The 25,621-nt window shown below is 72.2% G+C and carries 23 protein-coding genes, 5 tRNA genes and 1 pseudogene; 8 read left to right on the forward strand and 21 right to left on the reverse strand.

What is annotated here, in order from left to right; genetic code table 11:
• Positions 1 to 121 precede the first annotated feature (121 nt).
• Positions 122 to 2,347, reverse strand: coding sequence for an ATP-dependent DNA helicase RecG (gene recG / locus ACH499_RS20415; protein WP_356200740.1), 2,226 nt, complete (start codon positions 2,345 to 2,347; stop codon positions 122 to 124).
• Positions 2,348 to 2,396: 49 nt separating this feature from the next.
• Entirely contained in the window at positions 2,397 to 4,097 is a 1,701-nt protein-coding gene (locus tag ACH499_RS20420; RefSeq protein WP_356200738.1) for a DAK2 domain-containing protein, read from the reverse strand.
• 264 nt (positions 4,098 to 4,361) lie between these two features.
• On the opposite strand from ACH499_RS20420, the gene rpmB reads away from it, so the two are divergent.
• Entirely contained in the window at positions 4,362 to 4,547 is a 186-nt protein-coding gene (gene rpmB, locus ACH499_RS20425) for a 50S ribosomal protein L28 (protein ID WP_003993230.1), read from the forward strand.
• A gap of 193 nt (positions 4,548 to 4,740) precedes the next feature.
• Here rpmB and thiD read toward each other — a convergent pair whose 3' ends face one another.
• Together thiD and ACH499_RS20435 are read right to left on the reverse strand one after the other, a co-directional pair.
• Complete coding sequence (gene thiD / locus ACH499_RS20430; RefSeq protein ID WP_356200736.1) at positions 4,741 to 5,538, reverse strand: bifunctional hydroxymethylpyrimidine kinase/phosphomethylpyrimidine kinase; 798 nt, start codon at positions 5,536 to 5,538, stop codon at positions 4,741 to 4,743.
• Positions 5,535 to 6,503, reverse strand: a complete 969-nt coding sequence (locus ACH499_RS20435; RefSeq protein ID WP_356200734.1) for a thiamine-phosphate kinase — start codon at positions 6,501 to 6,503, stop codon at positions 5,535 to 5,537. Before ACH499_RS20435 ends, thiD begins: the two co-directional genes overlap by 4 nt.
• Before the next feature lie 227 nt (positions 6,504 to 6,730).
• Between ACH499_RS20435 and ACH499_RS20440 the strand changes: the two genes are divergently transcribed.
• Both ACH499_RS20440 and ACH499_RS20445 read left to right on the forward strand, forming a co-directional pair.
• A complete protein-coding gene (locus tag ACH499_RS20440; RefSeq protein ID WP_030612688.1) occupies positions 6,731 to 6,964 on the forward strand; it encodes an Lrp/AsnC family transcriptional regulator in 234 nt (77 codons plus the stop codon).
• Between the two features lie 20 nt (positions 6,965 to 6,984).
• Positions 6,985 to 7,467 carry a DUF3515 domain-containing protein gene (locus tag ACH499_RS20445; protein WP_399017384.1) on the forward strand — a complete coding sequence of 161 codons (483 nt, stop codon included), beginning with the start codon at positions 6,985 to 6,987 and terminating at the stop codon, positions 7,465 to 7,467.
• Positions 7,468 to 7,497: 30 nt separating this feature from the next.
• Here ACH499_RS20445 and ACH499_RS20450 read toward each other — a convergent pair whose 3' ends face one another.
• From ACH499_RS20450 to ACH499_RS20460, 3 genes are all read right to left on the reverse strand, one after another.
• Positions 7,498 to 8,655, reverse strand: coding sequence for a D-alanine--D-alanine ligase family protein (locus ACH499_RS20450; RefSeq protein WP_399017387.1), 1,158 nt, complete (start codon positions 8,653 to 8,655; stop codon positions 7,498 to 7,500).
• Positions 8,656 to 8,748: 93 nt separating this feature from the next.
• Positions 8,749 to 9,759, reverse strand: coding sequence for an NAD(P)H-dependent glycerol-3-phosphate dehydrogenase (locus ACH499_RS20455; protein WP_399017389.1), 1,011 nt, complete (start codon positions 9,757 to 9,759; stop codon positions 8,749 to 8,751).
• Positions 9,756 to 10,559 carry a lysophospholipid acyltransferase family protein gene (locus ACH499_RS20460; RefSeq protein ID WP_356200727.1) on the reverse strand — a complete coding sequence of 268 codons (804 nt, stop codon included), beginning with the start codon at positions 10,557 to 10,559 and terminating at the stop codon, positions 9,756 to 9,758. The genes ACH499_RS20455 and ACH499_RS20460 overlap by 4 nt, the downstream gene beginning before the upstream one ends.
• A 143-nt stretch (positions 10,560 to 10,702) precedes the next feature.
• Between ACH499_RS20460 and cofC the strand changes: the two genes are divergently transcribed.
• Both cofC and ACH499_RS20470 read left to right on the forward strand, forming a co-directional pair.
• Positions 10,703 to 11,341 (forward strand): 2-phospho-L-lactate guanylyltransferase, encoded by a 639-nt coding sequence (cofC, locus tag ACH499_RS20465; RefSeq protein ID WP_356200725.1) that lies wholly within the window; start codon positions 10,703 to 10,705, stop codon positions 11,339 to 11,341.
• Positions 11,342 to 11,350: 9 nt separating this feature from the next.
• On the forward strand, positions 11,351 to 11,554 hold the full coding sequence (locus tag ACH499_RS20470) for a hypothetical protein (protein ID WP_356200723.1): 204 nt from the start codon (positions 11,351 to 11,353) through the stop codon (positions 11,552 to 11,554).
• A 105-nt stretch (positions 11,555 to 11,659) separates the two neighbouring features.
• On the opposite strand, the gene ACH499_RS20475 is transcribed toward ACH499_RS20470, so the two are convergent.
• The 4 genes from ACH499_RS20475 to leuC form a co-directional block, all read right to left on the reverse strand.
• Positions 11,660 to 12,313 carry an HU family DNA-binding protein gene (locus tag ACH499_RS20475; RefSeq protein ID WP_356200721.1) on the reverse strand — a complete coding sequence of 218 codons (654 nt, stop codon included), beginning with the start codon at positions 12,311 to 12,313 and terminating at the stop codon, positions 11,660 to 11,662.
• A gap of 136 nt (positions 12,314 to 12,449) precedes the next feature.
• The gene (locus ACH499_RS20480) at positions 12,450 to 12,680 is read right to left on the reverse strand and encodes a hypothetical protein (protein WP_356200719.1); all 231 of its coding nucleotides are present in this window, start codon (positions 12,678 to 12,680) and stop codon (positions 12,450 to 12,452) included.
• Positions 12,681 to 12,965: 285 nt separating this feature from the next.
• Entirely contained in the window at positions 12,966 to 13,559 is a 594-nt protein-coding gene (gene leuD, locus ACH499_RS20485; protein WP_399017392.1) for a 3-isopropylmalate dehydratase small subunit, read from the reverse strand.
• 5 nt (positions 13,560 to 13,564) lie between these two features.
• Complete coding sequence (gene leuC, locus ACH499_RS20490; protein WP_356200715.1) at positions 13,565 to 14,995, reverse strand: 3-isopropylmalate dehydratase large subunit; 1,431 nt, start codon at positions 14,993 to 14,995, stop codon at positions 13,565 to 13,567.
• 195 nt (positions 14,996 to 15,190) lie between these two features.
• Between leuC and ndgR the strand changes: the two genes are divergently transcribed.
• The gene (ndgR, locus tag ACH499_RS20495; RefSeq protein WP_010984119.1) at positions 15,191 to 15,907 is read left to right on the forward strand and encodes an IclR family transcriptional regulator NdgR; all 717 of its coding nucleotides are present in this window, start codon (positions 15,191 to 15,193) and stop codon (positions 15,905 to 15,907) included.
• 119 nt (positions 15,908 to 16,026) lie between these two features.
• Here ndgR and ACH499_RS20500 read toward each other — a convergent pair.
• Positions 16,027 to 16,308 (reverse strand): annotated as a pseudogene (locus tag ACH499_RS20500) (monooxygenase family protein); the annotation flags it as partial.
• 71 nt (positions 16,309 to 16,379) lie between these two features.
• Between ACH499_RS20500 and ACH499_RS20505 the strand changes: the two are divergent.
• Positions 16,380 to 17,024 (forward strand): MerR family transcriptional regulator, encoded by a 645-nt coding sequence (locus ACH499_RS20505; RefSeq protein WP_356200713.1) that lies wholly within the window; start codon positions 16,380 to 16,382, stop codon positions 17,022 to 17,024.
• A gap of 46 nt (positions 17,025 to 17,070) precedes the next feature.
• Here the strand turns inward: ACH499_RS20505 and ACH499_RS20510 are convergent.
• The 9 genes from ACH499_RS20510 to ACH499_RS20550 form a co-directional block, all read right to left on the reverse strand.
• A tRNA-Glu gene (locus tag ACH499_RS20510) sits at positions 17,071 to 17,143 on the reverse strand.
• Between the two features lie 28 nt (positions 17,144 to 17,171).
• Positions 17,172 to 17,243: transfer RNA gene (locus tag ACH499_RS20515), tRNA-Gln, on the reverse strand.
• Between the two features lie 21 nt (positions 17,244 to 17,264).
• Positions 17,265 to 17,337, reverse strand: a tRNA-Glu gene (locus tag ACH499_RS20520).
• A gap of 62 nt (positions 17,338 to 17,399) precedes the next feature.
• Positions 17,400 to 17,472, reverse strand: a tRNA-Glu gene (locus tag ACH499_RS20525).
• 39 nt (positions 17,473 to 17,511) lie between these two features.
• A tRNA-Gln gene (locus tag ACH499_RS20530) sits at positions 17,512 to 17,583 on the reverse strand.
• Between the two features lie 93 nt (positions 17,584 to 17,676).
• Positions 17,677 to 18,411, reverse strand: coding sequence for an HAD family hydrolase (locus tag ACH499_RS20535; protein ID WP_356200711.1), 735 nt, complete (start codon positions 18,409 to 18,411; stop codon positions 17,677 to 17,679).
• Between the two features lie 95 nt (positions 18,412 to 18,506).
• Positions 18,507 to 19,991: a glutamate--tRNA ligase gene (gene gltX / locus ACH499_RS20540; protein WP_399017395.1), complete on the reverse strand. Its 1,485-nt coding sequence runs from the start codon at positions 19,989 to 19,991 to the stop codon at positions 18,507 to 18,509.
• Positions 19,984 to 20,760, reverse strand: a complete 777-nt coding sequence (locus ACH499_RS20545) for a fumarylacetoacetate hydrolase family protein (RefSeq protein WP_399017397.1) — start codon at positions 20,758 to 20,760, stop codon at positions 19,984 to 19,986. Before ACH499_RS20545 ends, gltX begins: the two co-directional genes overlap by 8 nt.
• Before the next feature lie 182 nt (positions 20,761 to 20,942).
• A complete protein-coding gene (locus ACH499_RS20550; RefSeq protein WP_356200706.1) occupies positions 20,943 to 21,131 on the reverse strand; it encodes a hypothetical protein in 189 nt (62 codons plus the stop codon).
• A 603-nt stretch (positions 21,132 to 21,734) separates the two neighbouring features.
• Here ACH499_RS20550 and ACH499_RS20555 point away from each other — a divergent pair.
• Positions 21,735 to 25,619, forward strand: a complete 3,885-nt coding sequence (locus ACH499_RS20555) for a nitrate- and nitrite sensing domain-containing protein (RefSeq protein WP_399017399.1) — start codon at positions 21,735 to 21,737, stop codon at positions 25,617 to 25,619.
• Positions 25,620 to 25,621: the final 2 nt, after the last annotated feature.

Below are 25,621 nucleotides of genomic sequence, written 5' to 3' on the forward strand. Positions count from 1 at the left end.
ACGGGGGGGGGGGGGGGGGGGGGGGGGGGGGGGGGGGGGGGGGGGGGGGGGGGGGGCCGGGGGGGGGGGGGGGGGGGCGGCGCCGCGGGGGGGGGCCGGGCGCCCCCCCCGCGCCCGGCCCTCAGCCCTTCTCCAGGTACTGCTCCCTCTCCTCGTCCAGGAGGGCGTCCAGCGCCGTGCGCAGGCCGGGCAGGCCGGTCAGCTCCGGGTCGGCCGCGACCACCGCGGCGGCCTCCTGACGGGCCTCGGCGATGATCTCCTCGTCCTCGATCACGGCGAGGACCCGCAGGGAGGTGCGGGCGCCGGACTGGGCCTGGCCGAGGACGTCGCCCTCGCGGCGCTGTTCCAGGTCGATGCGGGACAGCTCGAAGCCGTCGAGGGTGCCCGCGACGGCGTTCAGGCGCTGCCGGGCCGCACTGGCCTCGGGCATCTCGCTGACCAGCAGGCACAGGCCGGGGGCCGAGCCGCGGCCGACGCGGCCCCGGAGCTGGTGGAGCTGGGAGACGCCGAAGCGGTCGGCGTCCATGATCACCATCGCGGTGGCGTTGGGGACGTTGACGCCGACCTCGATGACGGTCGTGGCGACCAGGACGTCGGTCTCTCCGGCGGTGAACCGGCGCATGACCGCGTCCTTGTCGTCGGGCTGCATACGGCCGTGCAGGACTTCCACCCGAAGTCCCCGCAGCGGGCCCTCGGCGAGCTGCTCGGCGACATCGAGGACGGCGAGCGGCGGCCGCTTCTCGGCGTCGTCCTCCGGCGAGGTGCGCCGGGCGGCCTTCTTGCCCAGGGCGTCCTCCTCGTCGCCGATGCGCGGGCACACAACGTACGCCTGGTGGCCGTTGGACACCTCCTCGCGGACGCGCTCCCAGGCGCGGGCGAGGAAGTGCGGTTTGTCGGCGGCCGGGACGACGTGGCTGGCGATCGGTGAGCGTCCGGCCGGGAGCTGGTCCAGGACGGAGGTCTCCAGGTCGCCGAAGACGGTCATGGCGACGGTGCGCGGGATGGGGGTGGCGGTCATGACGAGCAGGTGCGGGGGCTGTTTGCCCTTGCCGCGCAGGGCGTCGCGCTGCTCGACGCCGAAGCGGTGCTGCTCGTCCACGACGACCAGGCCGAGGTCGTGGAACTGGACCTTGTCCTCGATCAGCGCGTGGGTGCCGATGACGATGCCGGCCTCGCCGGTGGCCAGGTCGAGCAGCGCCTGGCGGCGGGCGGCGGCGCCCATCGAGCCGGTGAGCAGGACGACCTTGGTGGCGTGCTCGGCGCCGCCGAGCATCCCGCCCTCGGCCAGCTCGCCCATCATCTCGACGACCGACCGGTGGTGCTGCTGGGCCAGCACCTCGGTGGGTGCCAGCATCACGGCCTGGCCGCCCGAGTCCACGACGGCGAGCATGGCGCGCAGGGCGACCAGCGTCTTGCCCGATCCGACCTCTCCCTGGAGCAGGCGGTGCATCGGGTGGTCGGTGGCGAGGTCGTCGAAGATCTCGCGGGAGACCTTGCGCTGGCCGTCGGTGAGCGTGAAGGGGAGGCGGTCGTCGAAGGCGGTGAGCAGTCCGTCCGGGCTCGGTTTCCTGGGGACGGCGGGCAGTTGGGTCTCGGCGTGGCGGCGGCGGGCGAGGGCGACCTGGAGGACGAAGGCCTCGTCCCACTTCAGGCGGGCGCGGGCGTCCTCGATGTCCGCCTTGGTGTGCGGGCGGTGGATCTTCAGCAGGGCCTCGGGCAGGGAGACCAGGCCGCGGCCCTCGCGCAGGGCGCCGGGGAGCGGGTCGACGGCCTCCTGGGCGCTGGGCAGCACCGTCTGGACCGCCTTGGCGATCTTCCAGGACTCCAGTTTGGCGGTGGCCGGATAGAGGGGGATGAGGGCGCCGGCCCAGGACTCCACGGTCTCGGCGCCGTCCTCTCCGTCACCGCCGCCGCGCAGCAACTCGTAGGCCGGATGGGCCAGTTGGAGCCGGCGGTTGAAGACGGAGACCTTGCCCGCGAACATCGCGCGCGTGCCCGGCAGGAGTTCCTTGTGGGGCTTGTGGACGCCGTTGCCGAAGAAGACGAGCTGGAGGCGCCCGCTGCCGTCCGTGATGGTCACCTCGAGGCGCTGCCCCTTGCCGCGCGGCGCCTTGGACGAGGCGAAGGTGTGCAGGCGGGCGTCCGCAACCTGGGCGACCACCGTGACGTGCTCGTCCATGGGGAGGTCGGCGAGGTGGGTGAGCTGGCCGCGCTCCTCGTATCTGCGGGGGTAGTGGTGGAGGAGGTCGCCGACGGTGTGCAGGCCGAGATGCTCGGCCATCACCTTCGCGGTGGCGGGGCCGAGCACCTTCTTGAGGGGTTCTTGCAGTGCGGGCACGAGATCCATTGCACACCACGGCACCGACAATCCCGTAGCGCCGACGGCGACGGGCGCGCTACTCGACGCCGATCAGGAGCGGCGATCCCTGCCGGCCGCCCCCGTAGACCACGGTGTCGACGGCGAGGTAGGCGGTACGGACCCGGTCCTCCAGGAAGGGGGCGAGGGTCTCGGGGGCGTCGTCGCCGACGACCAGGGTGACCAGTTCGCCGCCCGCCGCGAGCATGCGGTCCAGCACGGTGCCCGCGACTGCCTGGACGTCCGCGCCGATCACGGCCACGTCGCCGTCGATGAGGCCGAGGACGTCACCGGCCTGGCAGATGCCGGCCGTGGTCCAGGACCGGTGCTCGGCGACGGTCACCTCGGCGTGGCGGGTGGCGCCGGCCGCCGAGGTCATCGCCACCACGTCCTCGTCGAAGCGCCGGTCGGGCTCGTGCACGGCGAGCGCGGCGATGCCCTGGACCGCGGAGCGGGTCGGGATCAGGGCGACCCGGATGCCCTCGGTGCGGGCCTGCTCGGCCGCCGCGGCGGCGGTGTGGCGCAGTTCGTCGTCGTTGGGCAGCAGCACGACCTCCCGCGCGTGCGCCCGCCGCACGGCCTCGACCAGCTCGCCGCTGGCGGGCGGCTCACCGGGGCGGGCCAGCACCGTGGTCGCGCCCGCCTCGGCGCAGAGCCCGGCCAGGCCCTCGCCGGGCACGACGGCGACCACGGCGCGCTGGGTCCTCTCGCGCGGCGGGCGCCCGGCGCCGGTGGCGTGCGCGTCGCCGTGTCCGAAGTGGGTGATGCGGATGCGGTACGGCCGGCCGGCCTCGACGCCCGCCTCCACGGCCGCGCCGGCGTCGTCGACGTGCACGTGGACGTTCCACAGGCCGTCGCCGCCGACCACGACGAGCGAGTCGCCGAGGGCGTCGAGCCGCTGCCGCAGCCGGGCCACGGCGGCGTCCCCGGCCTCCAGGAGGTAGATCACCTCGAAGGCGGGGCCGCCCCCGGCGTCGTCCGCCGCCGCGCATTCCCCCGCACCCTGTCCGGCGTGCTCCACGCGCGCGTGCGGCACGGTCACCGCGGCGTCCGCCGGGCTCTGTCCGGTGAAGGTCTCCACCAGGGCGCCGAGCACGGTCACCAGGCCGCGCCCCCCGGCGTCGACCACCCCGGCGCGTTCCAGCGCGGCGAGCTGTCCCGGGGTGGCGGCGAGCGCGGTGCGGGCGCCCTCGTGGGCGGCGCGGGCGACGTCCGCGCAGTCGCCCTCGGCCTCCTCGGCGGCGTCGGCCGCGGCCGAGGCGACCGTGAGGACGGTGCCCTCGACGGGGTGGGCGACGGCCTGCCGGGCGGAGTCGGCCGCGTGCCGCAGGGCCACCCGCAGCCCCGGCCCGTCGGTGTGAGCGTGCTCGCCCCGCGCCGTGAGCACCTGGGCCATGCCGCGCAGGAGCTGGGCCAGGATGGTCCCGGAGTTGCCGCGCGCCCCGATGAGCGCGCCGTGCGCCATGGCGCCGACGGCGTCGGCCAGGGTGGGCCCGCCGGCCGGCTCCGCGTTCTTGCCGGTCCGCGCCGTGCCGACCTCGTGCGCGGCGAACACCGCCTCCACCGCGGCGACGGCGGACTCGACGGTCAGGTAGAGGTTGGTGCCGGTGTCCCCGTCCGCGACCGGATAGACGTTGATCGCGTCGATCTCCTCGCGCGCCCGCCCCAGCGCGCGCAGCGACAGGCCGCACCAGGTACGCACCGCCAGAGCGTCGAAGAACCTCTGCGGCACCTGCGCCACCTGCGCCTCCTTGAGCTGCTGGACGTGGCAGGCAGCGTAGACCCCGCACGGGTGCCCACCGGAAGAGGGCCGGGGGCGGGGCGCCGACCCGCCATGGTAGTTTCGTTGTGCGGGAGCAGCCGTTGTATGCTGCTCCGGTTGCCCGATCCGATCGGGCTCTCCCCCTGGCACCGCCACTCAGATCACGGACCGTTCGCGCTCGAGATCCTGATCCCGGCATGCCGGGATCAACCGTAAGTGCATCTGAAGTCTTTGGAGTGACCCGTGGCTGCCAACTGCGACGTCTGCGGCAAGGGGCCGGGCTTCGGCAACAACATCTCGCACTCGCACCGCCGTACGTCCCGTCGCTGGAACCCGAACATCCAGCGTGTGCGTACCGTGGTGGGCGGGACGCCGAAGCGCGTGAACGCTTGCACCTCGTGCATCAAGGCCGGCAAGGTCTCGCGCTGACGCGTCAGCTGAGCGCGCGGCCACTGTCCGGTTCGCTGCACTGAGCCGGTCCACTTCGGTGGGCCGGCTTTTTGCGGTACCCGGAATCTCCCGCCGCCCGCCCTGCGCCTCGACACCGGGCTGCTGACCGGCCGGCGTGGCACCGAACCCTCGGCCGGTGCCGCGCACGCCCTCCTCGTACTCCTCCCGCCGCTCAGGCGCGGTCCGGCCCGAGTGCCCAGCCGTGGCCGACCGGGCCGATGCCGGCGCCGAGCGCGAAGCCGGCCGCGATCGCGCCGGTGACGTACTCCTTCGCCGCGGCCACGGCCTCCGGCACCGACAGCCCCTTCGCCAGCCCGCACGCGACCGCCGACGCCAGCGTGCAGCCCGTGCCGTGCGTGTGCCGGTTGTCCAGGCGCGGCGAGCGCAGCCAGTGCTCCTCGGATCCGTCGGTGAGCAGGTCCACGGCGTCACCCGACAGATGCCCGCCCTTGATCAGCGCCCACCGCGGGCCGTACTCCAGGACGGCGTCGGCCGCCCTCCGCAGATCGGCGTCCGACTCGACGCGTACGCCGGTGAGTTGCTCGACCTCGTCCAGGTTCGGCGTGGCGACGGTGGCCACCGGCAGCAGCTTGCGGCGTACGGAGTCCAGGGCGGAGGCTGCGAGCAGCGCGTCACCGTGCTTGGAGACGCCGACCGGGTCGACGACGGCCGGGGCGTCGGTGCCGCCGATCAACTCGGCGACGGTCTCCACGAGTTCGGCGGAGGCGAGCATGCCGGTCTTGACCGCCTGGACGCCCATGTCGTCCACGACGCTGCGGTACTGGGCGCGCACGGCCTCCACGGGCAGTTCCCAGGCGCCCTGCACTCCGAGGGAGTTCTGCGCGGTGACCGCGGTGAGGACGCTCATGCCGTGCGTGCCGAGGGCGAGCATCGTCTTCAGGTCGGCCTGGATGCCGGCGCCGCCGCCGGAGTCGGACCCGGCCACGGTGAGGACCAGGGGCGGCCTCATGCCTCACCCTCCCCGCCGAAGTGGTCCCAGCCGCCCTTGCTGGTCCAGGGGGCGCCGTCGACGGTCACCTGGGGCAGCGCGGAGGGGTTGAGGACCTCGCCGATGACCTTCCAGCGGGCGGGCAGCTTCACGTCCGGCGGGAAGGTCGCCACGATCGCGTGGTCCTCTCCCCCGGTCAGTACCCACTGCATGGGGTCGACGCCGACGGCCTGGCCGATGTCGTTCATCTGGGTGGGGATGTCGATCTGGCCCGAGCGGATGTCGATGCGCACCTTGCTGGCCTCGGCGATGTGCCCGAGGTCGGCGATCAGCCCGTCGCTCACGTCGCACATGGCGGTGGCGCCGAGCCCGGCGGCGGCCGGGCCCGCGTGGTACGGCGGCTCGGGGCGCCGGTGGGCCTCGACGAAGGCGCGTGGCGAGCGGAAACCGCGGGAGAGCACGGCGAACCCGGCCGCGGACCAGCCGAGCCAGCCGGTCACCGCGACGATGTCGCCGGGCTGGGCGCCGCCCCGGGTGACGGGCTCCTGGTTGCGCAGGTCGCCGAGGGCGGTGATGGACACGGTGATGGTGTCGCCGCGCACCACGTCGCCGCCGACCACGGAGGCGCCGGCGACCTGGCACTCGTCGCGCAGCCCGTCCATCAGCTCGGTCGGCCAGGTCACCGGGAGTTCGGCGGGCACCACCAGGCCGAGCAGCAGCGCGGTCGGCACGGCGCCCATCGCGGCGATGTCGGCCAGGTTCTGGGCCGCCGCCTTGCGACCCACGTCGTAGGCGGTCGACCAGTCCCTGCGGAAGTGCCGCCCCTCCACGAGGACGTCGGTGCTGGCCACCACCCTGCGGTCGGGCGCGGCGACCACCGCGGCGTCGTCGCCGGGGCCGACCCGGACCGCCGGAGTGGAGGTGAGACGGGAGGTGAGCTCCCTGATGAGCCCGAACTCCCCGAGCTCACCAACAGTGCCCTTCATTGCCTTGACTCCCCTTCTGTCCCTGTCCGTGCCCGGTCGCGCGTCATCTCTGTCCTGGTTACGGTCGAAATGGCCGTCACCACGGTCGGCGTGGTCGTCAACTCGCGTCCTCACCACACCCCGGCGCGCGATACCCGTGTCCCGCGGGTCTCCCCGCGGAGAGCGACGACGCGATACCGTGGCGTTCCTTTTCCCCACATGATCCTCGTGGCCGCTCTGGAGGTTCCGTGGTACAGGCGTACATCCTGATCCAGACGGAGGTCGGCAAGGCGTCGACCGTCGCCGAGACGATCAGCAAGCTCCCTGGAGTGATCCAGGCCGAGGACGTGACGGGACCCTACGACGTCATTGTCCGCGCCCAGGCCGACACCGTCGACGAACTGGGTCGCATGGTGGTCGCCAAGGTCCAGCAAGTGGACGGCATCACCCGCACCCTCACCTGCCCGGTCGTCCATCTCTAGCCCCCGTCTACGCTGGTCCGGTGAACATCACCCGTCACCGGTACCTCCGCCTGCCCGCACTCGCGGTGCTGATCGCCGCCGCAGGCTGTTCCTCGGCAGACGGCGGCGCCTCGGCGGTGGTTCCCAGCCCGGACGCGAAGGTCACCGAGCTGTGCCAGAACCTGGACAAGGCGCTGCCGTCGACGGTGGACGGCCTGAACCGTGAGGATCCCGAGCCCGCCTCCGCACTGACGGCGGGCTGGGGAAACCCGGTGATCATACTGCGCTGCGGGGTGGAACGGCCCGCGGAGATGAACGACGACAAGGCCGACGCCGTCGAGGTCGACGGTGTGGGCTGGCAGTTGCAGAAGCAGGAGAACGGAACGTTCCGGTTCACCTCGACGCTGCGCGAGGCGTACGTCGAGGTGACCATCCCCGAGGAGCGTGCCGGGAACGGCATGGCGCCGCTGGTCGACCTCGCCCCGGCCGTGAAGAAGGCGATCCCCGAGGGGATCGCCTCCTGAGACACATGGGGCGACCGCGCCCGGTACGCGTCAGCGCAGACCGGTCGGCCTCCGCAGCGCCGCCTGGACCAGGCGGTCCACCAGCTCGGCGTAGCCGACGCCGCTGGCCTCCCACATCTTGGGGTACATCGAGATCGGCGTGAAGCCGGGCATCGTGTTGATCTCGTTGATCACGAACTCGCCGTCCTCGGTGAGGAAGAAGTCCGCGCGCACCAGGCCCTCGCAGGACGCCGCGTCGAACGCCGCGACGGCCAGCCGCCGCACCTCGTCGGTCTCCCCGGGCGTCAGCGGGGCGGGCACGACGCCGGGCGTCGAGTCGATGTACTTGGCCTCGAAGTCGTAGTAGGCGTGGGCCGAGGGCGGCGGGATCTCGGCGGGTACGGACGCCCGGGGGCCGTCCTCGAACTCCAGCACCCCGCACTCGATCTCCCGGCCGCGCAGCGCCGCCTCGACCAGGATCTTCGGGTCGTGGCGCCGGGCCTCCTCGATCGCCTCGTCGAGTCCGGCGAGGTCGTCGACCTTGGTGATGCCGATGGAGGAGCCCGCGCGGGCCGGCTTCACGAACAGCGGCCAGCCGTGCTCGCCGGCGAAGTCGACGATCCTCCTGCGGGCGGCGGATCGGTCCTGCTCCCACTCGCGCGGCCGGATCACCGTGTACGGGCCGACCTTGAGCCCGTAGGAGGTGAACACCGCCTTCATGTACTCCTTGTCCTGGCCGACGGCCGAGGCGAGGACGCCCGAGCCGACGTACGGGACGCCGGACAGTTCCAGCAGGCCCTGGAGGGTGCCGTCCTCGCCGTAGGGGCCGTGCAGCACGGGGAAGACGACGTCGACCTCGCCCAGCGCCTTGGGCACGGAGCCCGGTTCGCTGTAGACGACTTCGCGGCTGGCGGGGTCGACGGGGAGCACCACGGCGCCCTCGGTCGACTCGGCGAGCTGGTCGACGCTCGGGGTGCGCCGTTCGGTGATCGCCATGCGCTCCGGCTCGTCGGCGGTGAGCGCCCAGCGCCCGTCCTGGGTGATGCCGATCGGCAGGACGTCGTACTTCGTCCGGTCGATGGCCGCGAGGACGGCGCCGGCGGTGACCACGGAGATCCCGTGTTCGGAGCTGCGCCCGCCGAACACGACGGCCACACGCTGCTTGCGCGGCGGCTGCTCGGGGCTCTGGGGGAGGTTCTCGGTGCTCATATCGCGTCGAGAGTACCCGCCCTCAGGACCGCGAGACAGCGTCGGCGGGGCCGCGTGGCGCGCGCCGTCCCCCGAGTGCCGCCCCGGTGTCGCTCAGCGTCGTTCGGGCTTCGCGCTGCGCGACATCAGCTCCTTGAGCGCGACCACCGGGGGCTTGCCCTCGTGCACGATGCCGACGACCGTCTCGGTGATCGGCATGTCGACACCGTGCCGGCGGGCCAGATCCAGCACCGACTCGCAGGACTTGACGCCCTCGGCGGTCTGCTTGGTGACCGCGATGGTCTCCTGGAGGGTCATGCCCTTGCCGAGGTTGGTGCCGAAGGTGTGGTTGCGGGACAGCGGCGAGGAGCAGGTCGCCACCAGGTCGCCGAGCCCGGCGAGTCCGGAGAAGGTCAGCGGGTCCGCGCCGAGGGCGACACCGAGCCGCGTGGTCTCGGCGAGGCCGCGCGTGATGAGCGACCCCTTGGCGTTGTCGCCGAGCCCCATGCCGTCCGCGATGCCGACGGCCAGCCCGATGACGTTCTTCACGGCGCCGCCGAGTTCGCAGCCGACGACGTCGGTGTTGGTGTACGGGCGGAAGTACGGGGTGTGGCAGGCCCGCTGGAGCCGCTGGGCGACGGCCTCGTCGGAACAGGCGACCACGGCAGCGGCCGGCATGCGGGCGGCGATCTCCCGCGCCAGGTTGGGTCCGGTGACCACGGCGATCCGCCCGGCGCCGACGCCCGCGACGTCCTCGACGACCTCGCTCATCCGCATCGCGGAGCCTAGTTCGACACCCTTCATCAGCGAGACGAGCACGGTGTCCGGCGCCAGCAGCGGCGTCCACTCGGCCAGGTTGGCGCGCAGCGTCTGGGAGGGGACCGCGAGCACGGTGAAGTCGGCGTCGCGGGCGGCCTCGGCGGCGTCGGTGGTGGCCCGCAGGTTCTCGGGGAGTTCGACGCCGGGCAGGTAGTCCGGGTTGGTCCGGGTGGAGTTGACGGCGTCGGCGAGTTCGGCGCGGCGCCCCCACAGGGTGACCTCGCACCCCGCGTCGGCGAGGACCGTCCCGAAGGCGGTGCCCCACGATCCGGTGCCGAAGACGGCCGCCTTGACGGGCTTGCTCACGTGCCCTGCCCTTCCGCCTGCTGCTGCGGCGCCGCTGTCTGTACCGGGGTCTGTGCCGTGCCGCGCTGCGCCTGCGTCCGGCGGCGCTGTTCGATCCGCTCGCGGCGCGGGTCGTAGGGGGTCTCGGGGGCCTTCTCGCCCCGGATCTGCTCGAGCTGGCGGGTGACGGCGGCCATGATGACCTCGGTGGCCTCCTTCAGGAGTTCCGCGGTCATCTCCTGGTCGTAGAAGCGCGACAGGTCCACCGGGGGCCCCGCCAGCACGTGGTGGGTCTTGCGCGGCAGGATGCGCGGCTTCTTGCTGTACGGCGGCAGCAGTTCGTTGCAGCCCCACTGGGCGACCGGGATCACCGGGCACTTGGTCTGCAGGGCGACGCGCGCGGCACCGGTCTTGGCGGTCATCGGCCAGCCGTCCGGGTCGCGGGTGAGGGTGCCCTCGGGGTAGAAGGCGACGCACTCGCCGCGCTCCACGGCGTCGATGGCGGCCCGGAAGGCGCTGAGCGCGTCCGTGCTCTCGCGGTAGACGGGGATCTGTCCGGTGCCGCGCATCGCGGCGCCGACCAAGCCCTTCCTGAAAAGGCCGCTCTTCGCGAGGAATCGCGGCACGCGCCCGGTGTTGTACTGGTAGTGCGCGTACGCGAAGGGGTCGACGTGCGAATTGTGGTTCACGGCGGTGATAAATCCGCCGTCGGCCGGAATGTTCTCCATTCCCCGCCAGTCCCGCTTGATCAGAACCACCAGCGGCGGTTTGCAGATCACCGCGGCGAAGCGGTACCAGAAGCCGATTCTGCGGCGGGGCACGCGGACACCTTTCCTCCAGGGCCTGGGGCCGGACAAGTGTCGCCCCGGGCCGTCCGTCTGTCGAGAACACCGTACGCCCCGGCGAGTGAACCGCCAGATCCCGCAGGTGACAATGGCGGCGTCGACAGAAGGACGGAACCCTGGTGCAGTGGACCTTGGTCGTGCCCGTGAAGACCCTCGCCCGGGCCAAGAGCAGACTGGCCGACACCGCGCACGACGGGGTGCGTCCGGGGCTCGCGCTGGCGTTCGCGCAGGACACCGTGGCGGCCGCGCTGGCCTGCCCGGCGGTGGCGGATGTGGCAGTAGTCACGGACGATGCCCGGGCGGGCCGGGCGCTGGCCGGACTGGGCGCCCGGGTCGTCGCCGACGAGCCGGGCGGGGGTCTGAACACCGCCCTGGCGCACGGGGCGGCGACCGTACGGGCATCGCGTCCCGACGCCCCCGTGGCCGCTCTCAACGCCGATCTTCCCGCGCTGCGCCCCGGGGAATTGGCGCGAGCACTGACGGCGGCCGCGCAATTCGGGCGGGCTTTTCTCCCCGATGCCGCCGGAATCGGAACGACCCTGCTCACCGCCGCGCCGGGCCGTGAATTGGCCCCGGTATTCGGCCCGGATTCCCGCGCCCGCCACCGCGCCTCGGGAGCGGTGGAACTGCGTCTCGACGCGGTGGATTCCGTACGGCAGGACGTCGACACCGGCGGTGACCTGCGCACCGCGCTGGCCCTCGGGGTGGGGCCTCATACGGCCGCGGTGGCGGCGCGGTTGCTGATCGCCGGGCAGTAGGCTGCGGACATGCAGGCGACCGCATACACGTACGACCCCGACAGCCGCAGCGGGCAGGTGCTGCTCGACGACGGCACGCCCCTGCCCTTCGACGCGGCGGCGTTCGACGCGGGGGGCCTGCGGCTGCTGCGGCCCGGGCAGCGGGTGCGCATCGAGACCGAGGGGACGGACGCGGACCGCCGGATCACGCTGGTGACGCTCCAGACGTTCTGAACCTCCTGGTCCACGGGGCGCCGCACGGCCCCGGACACGCCGCGGGCCGGACTCCCTGGGGAGTCCGGCCCGGCGCGTGAGTGCCCCTGTGGCCCGTTGCCCGTGTTACTTCTTGCGGGCGGTGGCCTTCTTGGCGGTGGTCTTGCGGGCGGTCGACTTCTTGGCGGGAGCCTTGGTCGCCGTCGCCTTCTTGGCGGGAGCCTTCTTCGCCGTCGTCTTCTTCGCCGCCGTGGTGGTCTTGGCCGCGGACTTCTTCGCCGGGGCCTTCTTCGCCGCCGTCTTCGCCGCGCCGGCGGTCTTCTTCGCGGTGGTCTTCTTCGCGGCCGCGGTGGCCTTCTTCGCCGCGCCCGCGGCCTTCTTCGCCGCACCCGTCGTCTTCTTGGCGGCGGCCTTCTTGCCCGCGGCCTTGGCGATGGTGGGCGTCGGGCCGGAGAGGCTGCCCTTGGGGGCCTTCTTGACCGCGATGTCGTTCTTCGGAAGCTTCTTCGAGCCGCTCACCAGGTCCTTGAAACCCTGGCCCGCGCGGAAGCGGGGCACGGAGGTCTTCTTGACCCGAACCCGCTCGCCCGTCTGGGGGTTGCGGGCGTAGCGGGCCGGACGGTCGACCTTCTCGAAGGAACCGAAGCCGGTGACCGAGACCCGGTCGCCCGCGACCACAGCGCGGACGAGGGCGTCCAGGACCGCGTCGACAGCGTCGGCGGCCTGCTGCCGTCCGCCCAGCTTGTCGGCAATCGCTTCTACGAGCTGCGCCTTGTTCACGTCTTCCCCTTCGGAGACATCGCCAGAACGAATGTGTTCAAGCTTTTTCGCACGTTAGGCAGATATATACCGCAAATCAAACACGAAACGGGCTAATCACCCTTGTGCCGCAACGGACTCGACTGTCCCGGCCTGTTCAGGGTTCCTCGTCGGGGAATCGACCCTCGTCGAGGTCCGCGGTGAACCGGTCCAGACGCCTTGCCGCGCCGGCGAGATCGTGTTTGGCCGCGGCCGTAATGACCAGCAGCTTCCGGGTCAGCGCCATCCGTACGCCCTCCGGGACTTGCAGTGCGCGCACTCTTGTGTGCGCTTCCTTGAGCCGGACCGCGACCGCCGCATACAGCTGGAGTTGGCCGTCGTGTTCCATGCACAGATTGTGCCATCTGGGGCGAGTTGTCGCCTGCGCAGGGGGCAACTGCCGCCCCGGAAGGCGTCTTCGGCACCCGCGGAGCATGGGGTTCCACTACTCGACTACCCCGCCAATCACAGCCGTAACGTGGGAAGTTGATCGCCGGATCGACGGTCTCGGCAGCCGAAGGGGCCCGGACACGGCCGTACCCCCGATCGGGGTGATCGGGGGTACGGAGGGGGGTGCTGTGTGGCCGAAACTCGACCTTGTGCGGGGCAGGTGGGGCGCGAGGGGCAGCCGGGGTCAGACCGGGAGCGTCCGCGGCTTGAACGACGGGCGCTTCGTCTCGTACGCGGCGATCTCGGCCTCGTTCTGGAGGGTGATCGAGATGTCGTCGAGCCCGTTCAGCAGCCGCCAGCGGGAGTTCTCGTCCAGCTCGAAGGAGGCGGTGATGCCCTCGGCGCGCACCTCGCGGGCCTCGAGGTCGACGGTGATCTCGGCCTTGGGGTCACGCTCGACGAGCTCCCAGAGTGCGTCCACGATCTTCTGGTCGAGGACGACCGTGAGCAGGCCGTTCTTCAGCGAGTTGCCGCGGAAGATGTCGGCGAAGCGGGACGAGATCACGGTCTTGAAGCCGTAGTTCTGCAGCGCCCAGACCGCGTGCTCGCGCGAGGAGCCGGTGCCGAAGTCGGGGCCGGCGACCAGCACGGTCGCGCCCCGGCGCTCGGGCCGGTTCAGCACGAACTCCGGGTCCTTGCGCCAGGCCTCGAAGAGCCCGTCCTCGAACCCGTCCCGCGTCACCTTCTTGAGCCAGTGGGCGGGGATGATCTGGTCGGTGTCGACGTTGCTGCGGCGCAGCGGGACGGCCCGGCCGGTGTGCGTGGTGAATGCTTCCATGACTCTCAGACTCCAGCGGGCGTGGGGGCGTCGGCGGCGGACAGGTCGGCCGGGGAGGCCAGGTGGCCCAGCACGGCCGTCGCGGCCGCGACCTGCGGCGACACCAGGTGGGTGCGGCCGCCCTTGCCCTGCCGCCCCTCGAAGTTGCGGTTGGAGGTGGACGCGGAGCGCTCACCGGGGGCGAGCTGGTCCGGGTTCATGCCGAGGCACATCGAGCAGCCCGCGTGCCGCCACTCGGCGCCGGCCTCCTTGAAGACCACGTCCAGGCCCTCGGAGACGGCCTGCAGGCCCACCCGCGCGGAGCCCGGCACGACCAGCATCCGCACGCCGTCGGCGACTTTGCGGTCCCGGACGATCTCGGCGGCGGCGCGCAGGTCCTCGATGCGGCCGTTGGTGCAGGAACCTACGAAGACGGTGTCCACCTTGATGGAGCGCAGCGGCTGCCCGGCCTCCAACCCCATGTACTCCAGGGCCTTTTCGGCGGCGAGGCGCTCCGAGGCGTCTTCGTACGAAGCCGGGTCGGGGACGGCGGCGGAAAGCGGGGCGCCCTGGCCCGGGTTGGTGCCCCAGGTGACGAACGGCGACAGCTCGGCGGCCTCGATGACGACCTCGGCGTCGAACTCGGCGTCGTCGTCGGTGCGCAGCGTCTTCCAGTACTCGACCGCCGCGTCCCAGTCCGCGCCCTCGGGGGCGTGCGGACGGCCCTGGAGGTAGGCGAAGGTGGTCTCGTCGGGGGCGATCATGCCCGCGCGGGCGCCGGCCTCGATCGACATGTTGCAGATGGTCATGCGGGCCTCCATCGAGAGCTTCTCGATGGCCTCGCCCCGGTACTCCAGGATGTAGCCCTGGCCGCCGCCGGTGCCGATCTTCGCGATGATCGCGAGGATCAGGTCCTTGGCCGTGACACCGTCGGGCAGTTCGCCGTTGACGGTGATCGCCATGGTCTTCGGACGCGCCATGGGCAGCGTCTGGGTGGCCAGCACGTGCTCGACCTGGGAGGTGCCGATGCCGAACGCCAGCGCGCCGAAGGCACCGTGCGTCGAGGTGTGCGAGTCGCCGCAGACCACGGTGGTGCCGGGCTGGGTCAGGCCGAGCTGCGGGCCGACGACGTGCACGACGCCCTGCTCGACGTCGCCCAGCGGGTGCAGCCGGACGCCGAACTCGGCGCAGTTCTTGCGCAGCGTCTCGAGCTGGGCCCGGGAGACCGGGTCCGCGATGGGCTTGTCGATGTCGAGCGTCGGGGTGTTGTGGTCCTCGGTGGCGATGGTCAGGTCGAGCCGGCGCACGGGGCGGCCGCTCTTGCGGAGGCCGTCGAAGGCCTGCGGGCTGGTCACCTCGTGCAGCAGGTGCAGATCGATGAAGAGGAGGTCGGGCTCGCCCTCGGCGCGCCGGACGACGTGGTCGTCCCAGACCTTCTCCGCGAGTGTCCTACCCATCGCTTTCCCTCCGGCCGGCGGCAACGCGCCGACCCAACTAGAGATCGTGAGGAGGCGGCGCCCTCACCCCGGTTTCCGGGCAACCGCCGCCAGGCCCTTTCGTCACGGGCCGCTGTGACTTCGTGGAATCCAGAGTGGCGTGTTCCACGGAAAATTGAACTTGCGTTTCACAGAGTGAGACGGGAGTATCGTTGCATGGACAACAGTAGCGGCGTCGGCGTTCTGGACAAGGCGGCCCTCGTCTTGAGCGCTCTGGAGTCCGGTCCGGCCACCCTCGCGGGCTTGGTCGCGGCGACCGGACTGGCACGACCCACGGCCCACCGCCTGGCCGTGGCGCTGGAACACCACCGTATGGTGGCGCGCGACATGCAGGGCCGGTTCATCCTCGGCCCCCGCCTGGCCGAACTGGCCGCGGCGGCCGGCGAGGACCGCCTGCTCGCCACGGCGGGCCCGGTGCTCACCCACCTGCGCGACGTGACGGGCGAGAGCGCCCAGCTCTACCGACGCCAGGGCGACATGCGCATCTGCGTGGCCGCGGCCGAGCGTCTGTCGGGCCTCAGGGACACCGTCCCGGTCGGCTCCACGCTCACCATGAAGGCGGGCTCCTCGGCGCAGATCCTCATGGCCTGGGAGGAGCCCGAGCGCCTGCACCGCGGCCTCCAGGGCGCCCGGTTCACGGCGACCGCCCTGTCCGGCGTACGGCGCCGCGGGTGGGCCCAGTCCATCGGCGAGCGGGAGCCCGGCGTGGCGTCCGTCTCCGCGCCCGTGCGCGGCCCCTCCAACCGCGTGGTGGCGGCCGTGTCGGTCTCCGGCCCCATCGAGCGGCTGACCCGCCACCCGGGCCGCATGCACGCCCAGGCGGTCATCGACGCCGCCGGCCGTCTCTCGGAGGCCCTGCGCCGTACCGGCTGACGCCCCCCCTTCGCCCACCCGGGCCCGGGGACGGACCCGCCCCAACGCCGCGGCGGGTCCGTCCCCGGGCTCACGCCTCTGGCGAGGGGGCCGTCCCGGGGCCTTGCGCGACCGGTACCGAACCGGTCCTCGGCGCGTCTGCCCCGCTGCTCGACGGGCACCTGCCCGTGGGTCGCCGCGAGCGCGAAGGCCGGCATGTCGGCGTAGATCGACCCGTACGACCCCTCGGGCACGACGTAGGCCTCGTGCCACAGCCCGACGTGCCCGCGCACCTTCCCCGCCAGCTCCTTGCGGTTGATGATCGCCCAGTCCCGGTCGTGGAACATGTCGGGCGAGTGGGCGTACCGGTACGGCTTCTCCTGGCACTCCCCGTACTGGACGACGCAGTACGTGCGCGGCGCGTGTTGGTGAGCCGCACTGTCCAATGGCCCCTGCCTGGGAGAGTGCGGGTATCCAGGAAGGGGCGCAAGGGATGCGACTGGCCGATCTGAGCAAGCGCAGCGGGATCTCCGTCACGACGATCAAGTACTACCTGCGCGAGGGCCTGTTGCCGCCCGGCCGGCAGCTCAACGCGACCACGGCCGAGTACGGCGAGGAGCACCTGCGCAGACTGCGGCTGGTGCGGGCGCTGATCCAGGTGGGCAAGGTGCCGGTGGCGACGGCGCGGGAGGTGCTCGGGCACGTCGACGACGAGTCGCTGGGCCGCACGGTCCGGCTGGGCGCGGCCCTGTGGGCACTGCCGCAGGAGCCGGAGCCGGACGAGGAGGACCCGGCCGTGGTCGCGGCGCGGGCCGAGGTGGACCGGCTGCTGCACATGCTGGGCTGGGAGACCGCCCGGGAACTGGCCCCGCTGTCCCCCGTGCACCGTTCGCTGGTGGTGGCGGTGGCCGCGCTGCGGCGGCTGGACTTCCCGTGGGACGCCGAACTGATGGCGCCCTACGGGGAGTTGATGCACGAGGTGGCGCGGCGGGACCTGGACTTCATGGAGAGCCACGCCTCGGAGGCCGAGCAGGTGGAGCTGGCGGTCGCGTCGACGGTGCTGTTCCAGCCGGTCCTGCGGGCGCTGCACCGGCTGGCGCAGGAGGAGGAGTCAGCACGGCGCTACGGCATCGAGTGAACGCCGAAGGGGGCTCCCGCCTGAGCGGGAGCCCCCTTGGGACTCGTACCCCCGACCGGATTCGAACCGGCGCTACCGCCTTGAGAGGGCGGCGTGCTAGGCCGCTACACAACGGGGGCGTGGACTCTGCGTTTCCGCAGGTCCGAGCTGGTCTACCTGGACTCGAACCAAGACTAACTGAACCAGAATCAGTCGTGCTGCCAATTACACCATAGACCAATGATGGTTTAGACCAGTCAGTACCCCCGACCGGATTCGAACCGGCGCTACCGCCTTGAGAGGGCGGCGTGCTAGGCCGCTACACAACGGGGGCCCTAGCGATCCTGCATCGAGCACAGCGGGAGCTACCCTTACTGTCCTCGCGGGAAGGATCTGTACCCCCGACCGGATTCGAACCGGCGCTACTGCCTTGAGAGGGCAGCGTGCTAGGCCGCTACACAACGGGGGCTTTGCGGATGGGATCCGCGACGCAGATAAGCTCTGCGAGCTGGCCTACCTGGACTCGAACCAAGACTAACTGAACCAGAATCAGTCGTGCTGCCAATTACACCATAGGCCACTGGAACGCAAGCCCCAGAGGGGATCTTGTTCTAGCTTCGCGCTTCCGGTTCCCGGCCCTTTCGGCCCGCTCCCCGGCGGCGCAGGAAGAACATTACCCGAAGGTGGACGGGGCTCCAAAACGAGTATCGGCGCCGAGGATCGCGGGGAGTTCGGAGAGGGACGCGATGCGCCGTGGACCGGCGGGCGGGTCGACGGCGGCGCGGGCCGTGCCGCGGTCGATCCAGACCGACAGCAGCCCCGCGTCGGCGGCCCCGCGTCCGTCGATCTCCGGGTGGTCGCCGACGTAGGCGACCTGGTGCGGGGGGAGGCAGAGCGCGTCGCAGGCGGCGAGGAACGCGCCCGCCGCGGGCTTGGAGACGCCCAGCTCGGCGGCGCACAGGATGACCTCGAAGCGGTCGTGCAGACCGAGGACGCGCAGCTTGCGGTCCTGGACGGTCAGGCTGGAGTTCGACAGCACGGCGTGCCGGTGGCCGGCGGCGAGCGCGTCGAGGACGGGCAGCACGTCCGGGAAGAGGGACCAGGCGGCCTCGTAGTGCGTGACGTAGCGCAGGAACCAGTCGTCGGCCTCGGCGTCCGTCAGCTCCGGCCGGTCCAGGAAGACCCGGGTGCGGTCGCGCCGCTGTGTGACGAAGTCCACCTCGCCGGCCGCGAAGCGGGCCCACTGCCGGTCGGTGATCTCCCTCCAGCGCGCGAGGGCCTCCTCGGCCGATCCGTACCCGTCGAGCAGGCCCTCGGCGGCCAGGTGGGCGCGCATTCCCTCGCGGTCGGCGGTGGTGTAGTCGAAGAGGGTGTCGTCGACGTCCCAGACCACGGCGCGAATCGTCATGACCCGACCGTAACCCCGGGAGGCGGGACGCGTCCGGGACAACGGCGAAGGGGCGGCACCCGGACCGGGTGCCGCCCCTCACGCACGGGCGGGTGTCACGCGGCGAGCCGCGCCAGGGCCGCGTCGATGCGGGCCAGCGCCTTCTCCTTGCCGAGGACCTCCAGGGACTCGAAGAGGGGCAGGCCGACCGTGCGGCCGGTGACGGCGACGCGGACGGGGGCCTGGGCCTTGCCGAGCTTGAGGCCGTGGGCCTCGCCGGCGGCCAGGACGGCCTCCTTGAGGGACTCGGGGGACGTCCAGTCGGCCGCGTCCAGCCTCTCCCGGGCCGTGCGCAGCAGGGCGTCCGAGCCCTCCTTCATGGCCTTGGTCCAGCTCGCCTCGTCGAAGACCGGCTCCGGCAGGAACAGGAAGTCGACGTTGTCCGTGATCTCGGAGAGGACCTTCAGGCGGGTCTGCGCGTGCGGCGCGACGGCCAGCCACTTGGCCTCGTCGAAGTCCTCCGGCGCCCAGGGGGCGGCGGGGGCCTTGAGCCAGGGGCGGCAGCGCTCGGCGAAGTCCTTCGCGTCGAGCATGCGGATGTGGTCGGCGTTGATCGCCTCGCACTTCTTCAGGTCGAAGCGGGCCGGGTTGGGGTTCACGTCGGAGATGTCGAAGGCGGCGACCATCTCGTCGATCGTGAAGATGTCCTGGTCGGCCGAGAGCGACCAGCCGAGCAGGGAGAGGTAGTTGAGCAGGCCCTCGGGGAGGAAGCCGCGCTCGCGGTAGAGGTTGAGGCTCGACTGCGGGTCGCGCTTGGAGAGCTTCTTGTTGCCCTCGCCCATCACGTACGGCAGGTGGCCGAAGGCCGGGATGTCCTTGGCGACGCCCAGCTCGATCAGCGCCTTGTACAGGGCGATCTGGCGGGGGGTGGAGGAGAGCAGGTCCTCGCCGCGCAGGACGTGGGTGATCTCCATCAGGGCGTCGTCGACCGGGTTGACCAGCGTGTAGAGCGGGGCGCCGTTGGCACGGACGATGCCGTAGTCCGGGACGTTCTCGGGGAGGTAGGTGATCTCGCCGCGGACCAGGTCGGTGAAGGTGATCGTCTCGTCGGGCATCCGGAAGCGGACGATCGGCTCGCGGCCCTGGGCCCTGTACTCCTCGACCTGCGCGGCGCTCAGGTCGCGGCAGTGGCCGTCGTAGCCGGAGGGCTTGCCGGCGGCGCGGGCGGCCTCGCGGCGGGCGTCCAGCTCCTCCTGGGAGCAGTAGCAGTGGTAGGCGTGGCCGGAGTCGAGCAGCTTCGCGGCGACGTCCTTGTAGATGTCCATGCGCTGCGACTGGCGGTACGGCGGGTGGGGGCCGCCGACCTCGGGGCCCTCGTCCCAGTCGAAGCCCAGCCAGCGCATCGCGTCGAGGAGCTGGTTGTACGACTCCTCGGAGTCGCGGGCGGCGTCGGTGTCCTCGATGCGGAAGACCAGGGTGCCCTGGTGGTGCTTGGCGAACGCCCAGTTGAACAGGGCGGTGCGGACCAGGCCCACGTGGGGGTTACCGGTGGGCGAGGGACAGAAACGGACGCGTACGGAGGAGCCGGATGCGCTAGCCACGCTTGACAACCTTGTTGGTGAGAGTGCCGATGCCTTCGATGGTGACGGCGACTTCGTCGCCGACGTTGAGGGGGCCGACTCCGGCCGGGGTGCCCGTGAGGATCACGTCGCCGGGGAGCAGCGTCATGGCCTCGGTGATGTTGACGATCAGGTCGGCGATCGGGTGGATCATCTCGCTGGTGCGGCCGAGCTGGCGCTGGGCGCCGTTGACCGTGAGCTGGATCGTCAGGTCGTCCGGGTCGAGGTCCGTCTCCACCCAGGGGCCCAGCGGGCAGGAGGAGTCGAAGCCCTTGGCGCGGGCCCACTGCTTCTCGCGGCGCTGCACGTCGCGGGCGGTGATGTCGTTGGCGCAGGTGTAGCCGAGGATGACGTCCTTGACGCGGTCGCGCGGGACCTCCCGGCACATGCGGCCGATGACGACGGCGAGCTCGGCCTCGTGGTGCAGTTCCTCGGAGAAGGAGGGGTACTGGATCGGGTCGCTGGGTCCGATGACCGAGGTGGACGGCTTGAAGAAGGCGAACGGGGCGTCGGGCACCTCGTTGCCGAGTTCGCGGGCGTGCTCCGCGTAGTTGCGGCCGAAGGCCACGACCTTGTTGGGGAGCACCGGCGGCAGCAGCCGTACCTTGCTCAGCGGCACCTTGGTGCCGGAGAGCTCGAAGTCCGCGAAGGGGATGCCCTTGATGATGTCGAGGACGAGCTCGTCCGGCTGGTCGCCCTCGACCGCGCCGAAGGCGACGTTCCCGTCGATGGAGAACCTGGCGATGCGCACGGGTTGCTTGGCCCCTTGACTGAGCTGGCTGGAGTCTGACGCTCCAGGCTAACGCGGCACAGCGCGGGCGCCTCGCGCAATCGCCCGCCGTGACTCCCGAGGGGTACGGCGTGGTGCGGTGCGCGGGCGCCCGTGGTCCCGTGCGTGCGGCCGGCCGGCGAAGGTGCGCGGCGGGCGGCGTACTACTCTGCGGCGGAGGCCGGGACGGGGATCTCCATGAGGACGGTGCGCCGGGGGTTGGCGGTCTGGGCGGGGAGCTCGACGGCGTGCTCCGGCTGCTCCGGCGTCCGCAGCTCGTCGGCGCCGTCGAGGTGCGCCAGCGTCGTGCGTCGCGGGTTGGCGATCTTGTGGAACATCATCGTCGTCTTCACGGTTGTACGAGACCCTGTCGTGTCCGGGCGCCTGGAGGGGCGGGGACCCCTGCCGGGGGGCGCGGGTTGTCGGTTTTGCCATTTCTGTAAAGCGTCAGGCTAAACACGCGATTCCCGCCCGACGCGAGGAGAGTCCGCGATCAGCGTGTGAGTTTGCTCACTTATCAAGGGTCAAACCGGTCAATTCAGACGGGTGGCACACTCCGACGAAAGCGACATTGACCCACTGAAGGCACCATTCCGCTCCTGATCATGGCGACTGGGACACCGCACCCCCGCCGGCGACTCGCGGACATACGTCCGGTTTGCGGGTGATCATTTTCTACCAGCGGTGATCCGCCCCTCACGTGCTGTCACGTAGTCGGCGGGGTGCCCCACGGGCCTTGTTGGAGATCCGGCACTGTGCTGGAATTCCACGGACCGCCGCAGGATCGAGCCGGCGCGCAGGGGGCGCACCACAGCGCCGAGCGGTGGCACGAAGGGGGAATCCAGCGCCGGTCACTCACGACCACAACGGGGGCGTATTCAGGACGCCCCTTTGACGCCGACACCGTGCTCAGCCGTTCACGCGGCCGGGCGCCTGGTCCAGAGGTTGCGACGCTAGTGCAGGGACGTTTCAAGAGGGATGGCAGCGCTTCGGCGGAGCCGGGGCCGCACGGCGGGAATGGCCCCAGGGCCGTCAGCTCCTCGCCCCAGCACGCCCAGAACCCGGCGCAGGCCCCGTCCGGCGACAGCGGCGACCACCGCCCCGGACGCCCCGGGCAGTCGGCCGCCCCGGCGTCCGCAGGCCAGAAGCCGCCCGCGAAGCCGGCCACGGGCGCGACCGGCCCGGGCCCGCGCATAGCCCTGCGCAACTGGCGTATCTCCACCCGTCTCGTGTCGCTGCTCGCCCTTCCGGTGGTCGCGGCCACCTCGCTGGGCGCGCTGCGCATCAACGAGTCGATGGACAACATCCAGCAGCTCGACAACATGAAGCTGCTGACGGAGATGACCAAGCAGGCCACCGAGCTGGCCGCCGCGCTCCAGGAGGAGCGCGACCAGTCCGCCGGCCCCCTGGCGCACGGCTCGAAGTCCAGCGCGATCGCCGTCAAGGGCGACCGGGAGAAGACCGACCGGGCCCTGAAGAACTTCCTCGACCAGTCCGAGGAGATCGACACCGCGAGCAAGGACGGCAACCTCGTCGGCGTCCGCGACAGCCTCGTCGGCCTCGCCCGCGACCTGAACGACCTGAACAAGATCCGCAACACCGCCTACCAGGCGAAGGAGAACTCGACCCAGACCGTCGAGGCCTACCACCGCCTGATCACCAACCTGCTCGACCTCTCGCAGGACATGGCGGAGGCGACCAGCAACCCCGAGATGATCCAGCGCACGCGTGCCCTGGCGGCCTTCTCCTCGGCCAAGGAGTACGCGTCGATCCAGCGCGCGGTGCTCGCGGCGGCGCTTCCGGCGAACAACACCAGCAAGGGCAATCTCGCCGAGAACGACCGGCTCTACGCCCAGTCCGCGCTCCAGAGCCAGACCTCCGAACTGCGCAGCTTCAGCAGCATCTACGGCGACGGCGCCGAGGACGTCCTCAAGCCGATCTCCCAGGGCAACCCGGTGATCGTGTCGTCCGACCAGTACGCCGGCCGCGCGCTCGGCCGTGTCGACGGCCTGGCCGACCTGGACCCGCGCTCGTACCAGGACTGGCTGGACGACAGCTCCACCAAGATCCAGCAGATGAAGAACATCGAGCTGCGTCTGCTGGAGGACATGGAGCAGAAGGCCCGTGAGCTGCGCAGCGAGTCGGAGCAGGAGGCCATCGTCTCCGGTGTGCTGATCCTGCTCGTGCTCGGTGTCTCGCTGGTCGGCGCGTTCGTCGTGGCCCGGTCCATGATCCGCTCGCTGCGCCGCCTGGAGGAGACCGCGACCAAGGTCGCCCAGGACCGTCTGCCCGAGCTGGTCAAGCAGCTCTCGGAGACCGACCCGCAGGACGTGGACACGTCGGTGGAGTCGGTCGGTGTGCACTCGCGGGACGAGATCGGCCGGGTGGCCGCGGCCTTCGACGACGTGCACCGCGAGGCGGTCCGCCTCGCCGCCGAGCAGGCCCTGCTGCGGGGCAACGTCAACGCGATGTTCACCAACCTCTCGCGCCGCTCCCAGGGCCTCATCCAGCGTCAGCTCTCGCTCATCTCCGAACTGGAGTCCCGCGAGGCCGACCCGGACCAGCTCTCCTCGCTGTTCAAGCTCGACCACCTGGCGACGCGCATGCGCCGCAACGGTGAGAACCTCCTCGTCCTCGCCGGTGAGGAGCCCGGCCGCCGGTGGACCCGTCCGGTCCCGCTGGTCGACGTGCTGCGCGCCGCCGCCTCCGAGGTGGAGCAGTACGAGCGCATCGAACTGTCCTCCGTGCCGACCACCGAGGTGGCCGGCCGCGTGGTCAACGACCTCGTGCACCTGCTCGCCGAGCTGCTGGAGAACGCGACGTCGTTCTCCTCCCCGCAGACCAAGGTCAAGGTCACCGGTCACGCGCTGCCCGACGGCCGGGTGCTGATCGAGATCCACGACACCGGTATCGGCCTGTCCCCCGAGGACCTCGCCGCGATCAACGAGCGGCTCGCCTCGCCGCCGACCGTGGACGTCTCCGTCTCCCGCCGCATGGGTCTGTTCGTGGTCGGCCGCCTCTCGCAGCGCCACGGCATCCGCATCCAGCTCCGTCCGTCCGACTCCGGTGGTACGACCGCGCTGGTCATGCTGCCCGTCGACGTGGCCCAGGGCGGCCGCAAGCCGCAGCCCAAGCCGGGTCAGCCGGGCGCGGGCGGCGGCGGTCCCGCGGCGGCACAGGCCGCGGCCGGTGCCGCGGCGGCCCGGCGCGGCCAGGGCGGCGGCCAGGACGGCGGTGCCTTCGGCGGTGGCGGTGCCTTCGGCGGCGGCGACGCCTTCGGTGGCGGCCCCCAGGGCGGTGGCGCCCTCGGCGGTGGTCAGGGCGGTGGCCGGCTCGGCGCCGGTCAGGGACCGCGGGCCGCGCTGCCCGGGCGCGACGGCGGCGGTCGTCCGGGGGCGCCGGGTGGCGCGCGCGGACCCCAGGCCCCGACGCCTGCCGGTCAGCAGGGGCGTCAGGCTCCGGCCGGTGCGGGCGCCGGTGCCGGTGCCGGTCAGGCGCCCGGTGCTCCGCAGGGGCTGCAGGCCGCGGGCATGAACGCCCCGCAGGGGAACGCCCCGCAGGGCCAGGATCCCTTCGGCGACCGCGGTCCGGTGCCCCCGCAGCGGGGTCGGCGCAAGAACAAGGGCGGCAACGGCGACGCCGAGCAGGGCCGTCGTCCGCAGCTTCCGCCGCGCGGCGGTCCGCGGGCCGAACTGCCCGGCGGCAACCCCCAGCCCCGTGTGCCCAGTTGGAGCGACGAGAACGCCCAGCCGCCCGTGCCCCGCGCCTCGCTGGACGCCCCGCGCGGCCACGAGGAGCCGGACACGTCCCGCTACGGCGACCAGCAGGGTCCCGGCGCGACCGCCGAGTTCCCGGCGTTCCCCGGGCACGGCGACGTGCAGGGCCCCGGCGCCACCGCGGAGTTCGCCCGCCCGGACTTCGACGCCCCGGCGCCCCGCCACGACAACCAGCAGCAGACGGGCCAGTTCCCCGCGCCGGGACAGGACCTGTTCGGCCAGGGCGGTATGAACGCCCGGGCGGACGACCCGTTCGCGCGCCCCGAACCGGCCGCCCCGCAGCACGACTCCGGCCCGTTCGTCCGCTCGGACGTCTTCGGCGGGCAGCCGCAGCAGGGCCCGAGCGACCCGGGCCGCACGGGCCGGTTCACCGGAACCCCGGCGTACGGCGAGGGCTCGACCGGGCAGCACCGCCTGCCCGAGCGCCAGGACCCGGCCGTCACCGGGCAGTTCGAGCGCCCGCAGACCGACGGCGCGCACGGAGGCGGCGACTTCGGCGCACCGCGTCCGCCCGCCCCCGAGCAGCGGCCGGTCCAGCAGGAGCCCGGCCGGGACACCGCCGCCCGGCAGCAGCGGCCGGCCGACGGATGGGCCCTGCCCCCGGCCCCCGGGCCCGGTGACGGACGCACGCCGCTGTACGACACGCTGGAGACCAACTGGTTCCACGGCGACCGCCGGGAGCGCGCGGAGGGCAACTCCCCCGCGCCGGCCGCGGAGCCGCAGGGCCAGACCCAGCCCCAGACCCCGGCGGCGTCCCAGCCGCCGGCCACCTCCGCCTGGCGCAGCTCGCCGAACGACGACCTCGTCCGGCAGGCGGAACGCGTCCGGCAGCCGGCCGCGGGCGGTGTCACCACCTCCGGTCTGCCGCGCCGGGTGCCCCGGGCCAACCTGGTCCCGGGCACGGCTCAGCAGCAGTCGCACCAGAACGGTCCGCAGGTCTCGCGCGCGCCCGACGACGTGCGTGGCCGGCTGACCAATCTCCGTCGGGGAATCGCACAGGGCCGTCAGGCCGGTACCAACCAGACCGGCAGCTACCCGCGGCCCACTCACCAGCAGGAGCGTTAGTT

Source organism: Streptomyces sp. NPDC018947 (genome assembly GCF_044390505.1).
Lineage (GTDB): Bacteria > Actinomycetota > Actinomycetes > Streptomycetales > Streptomycetaceae > Streptomyces.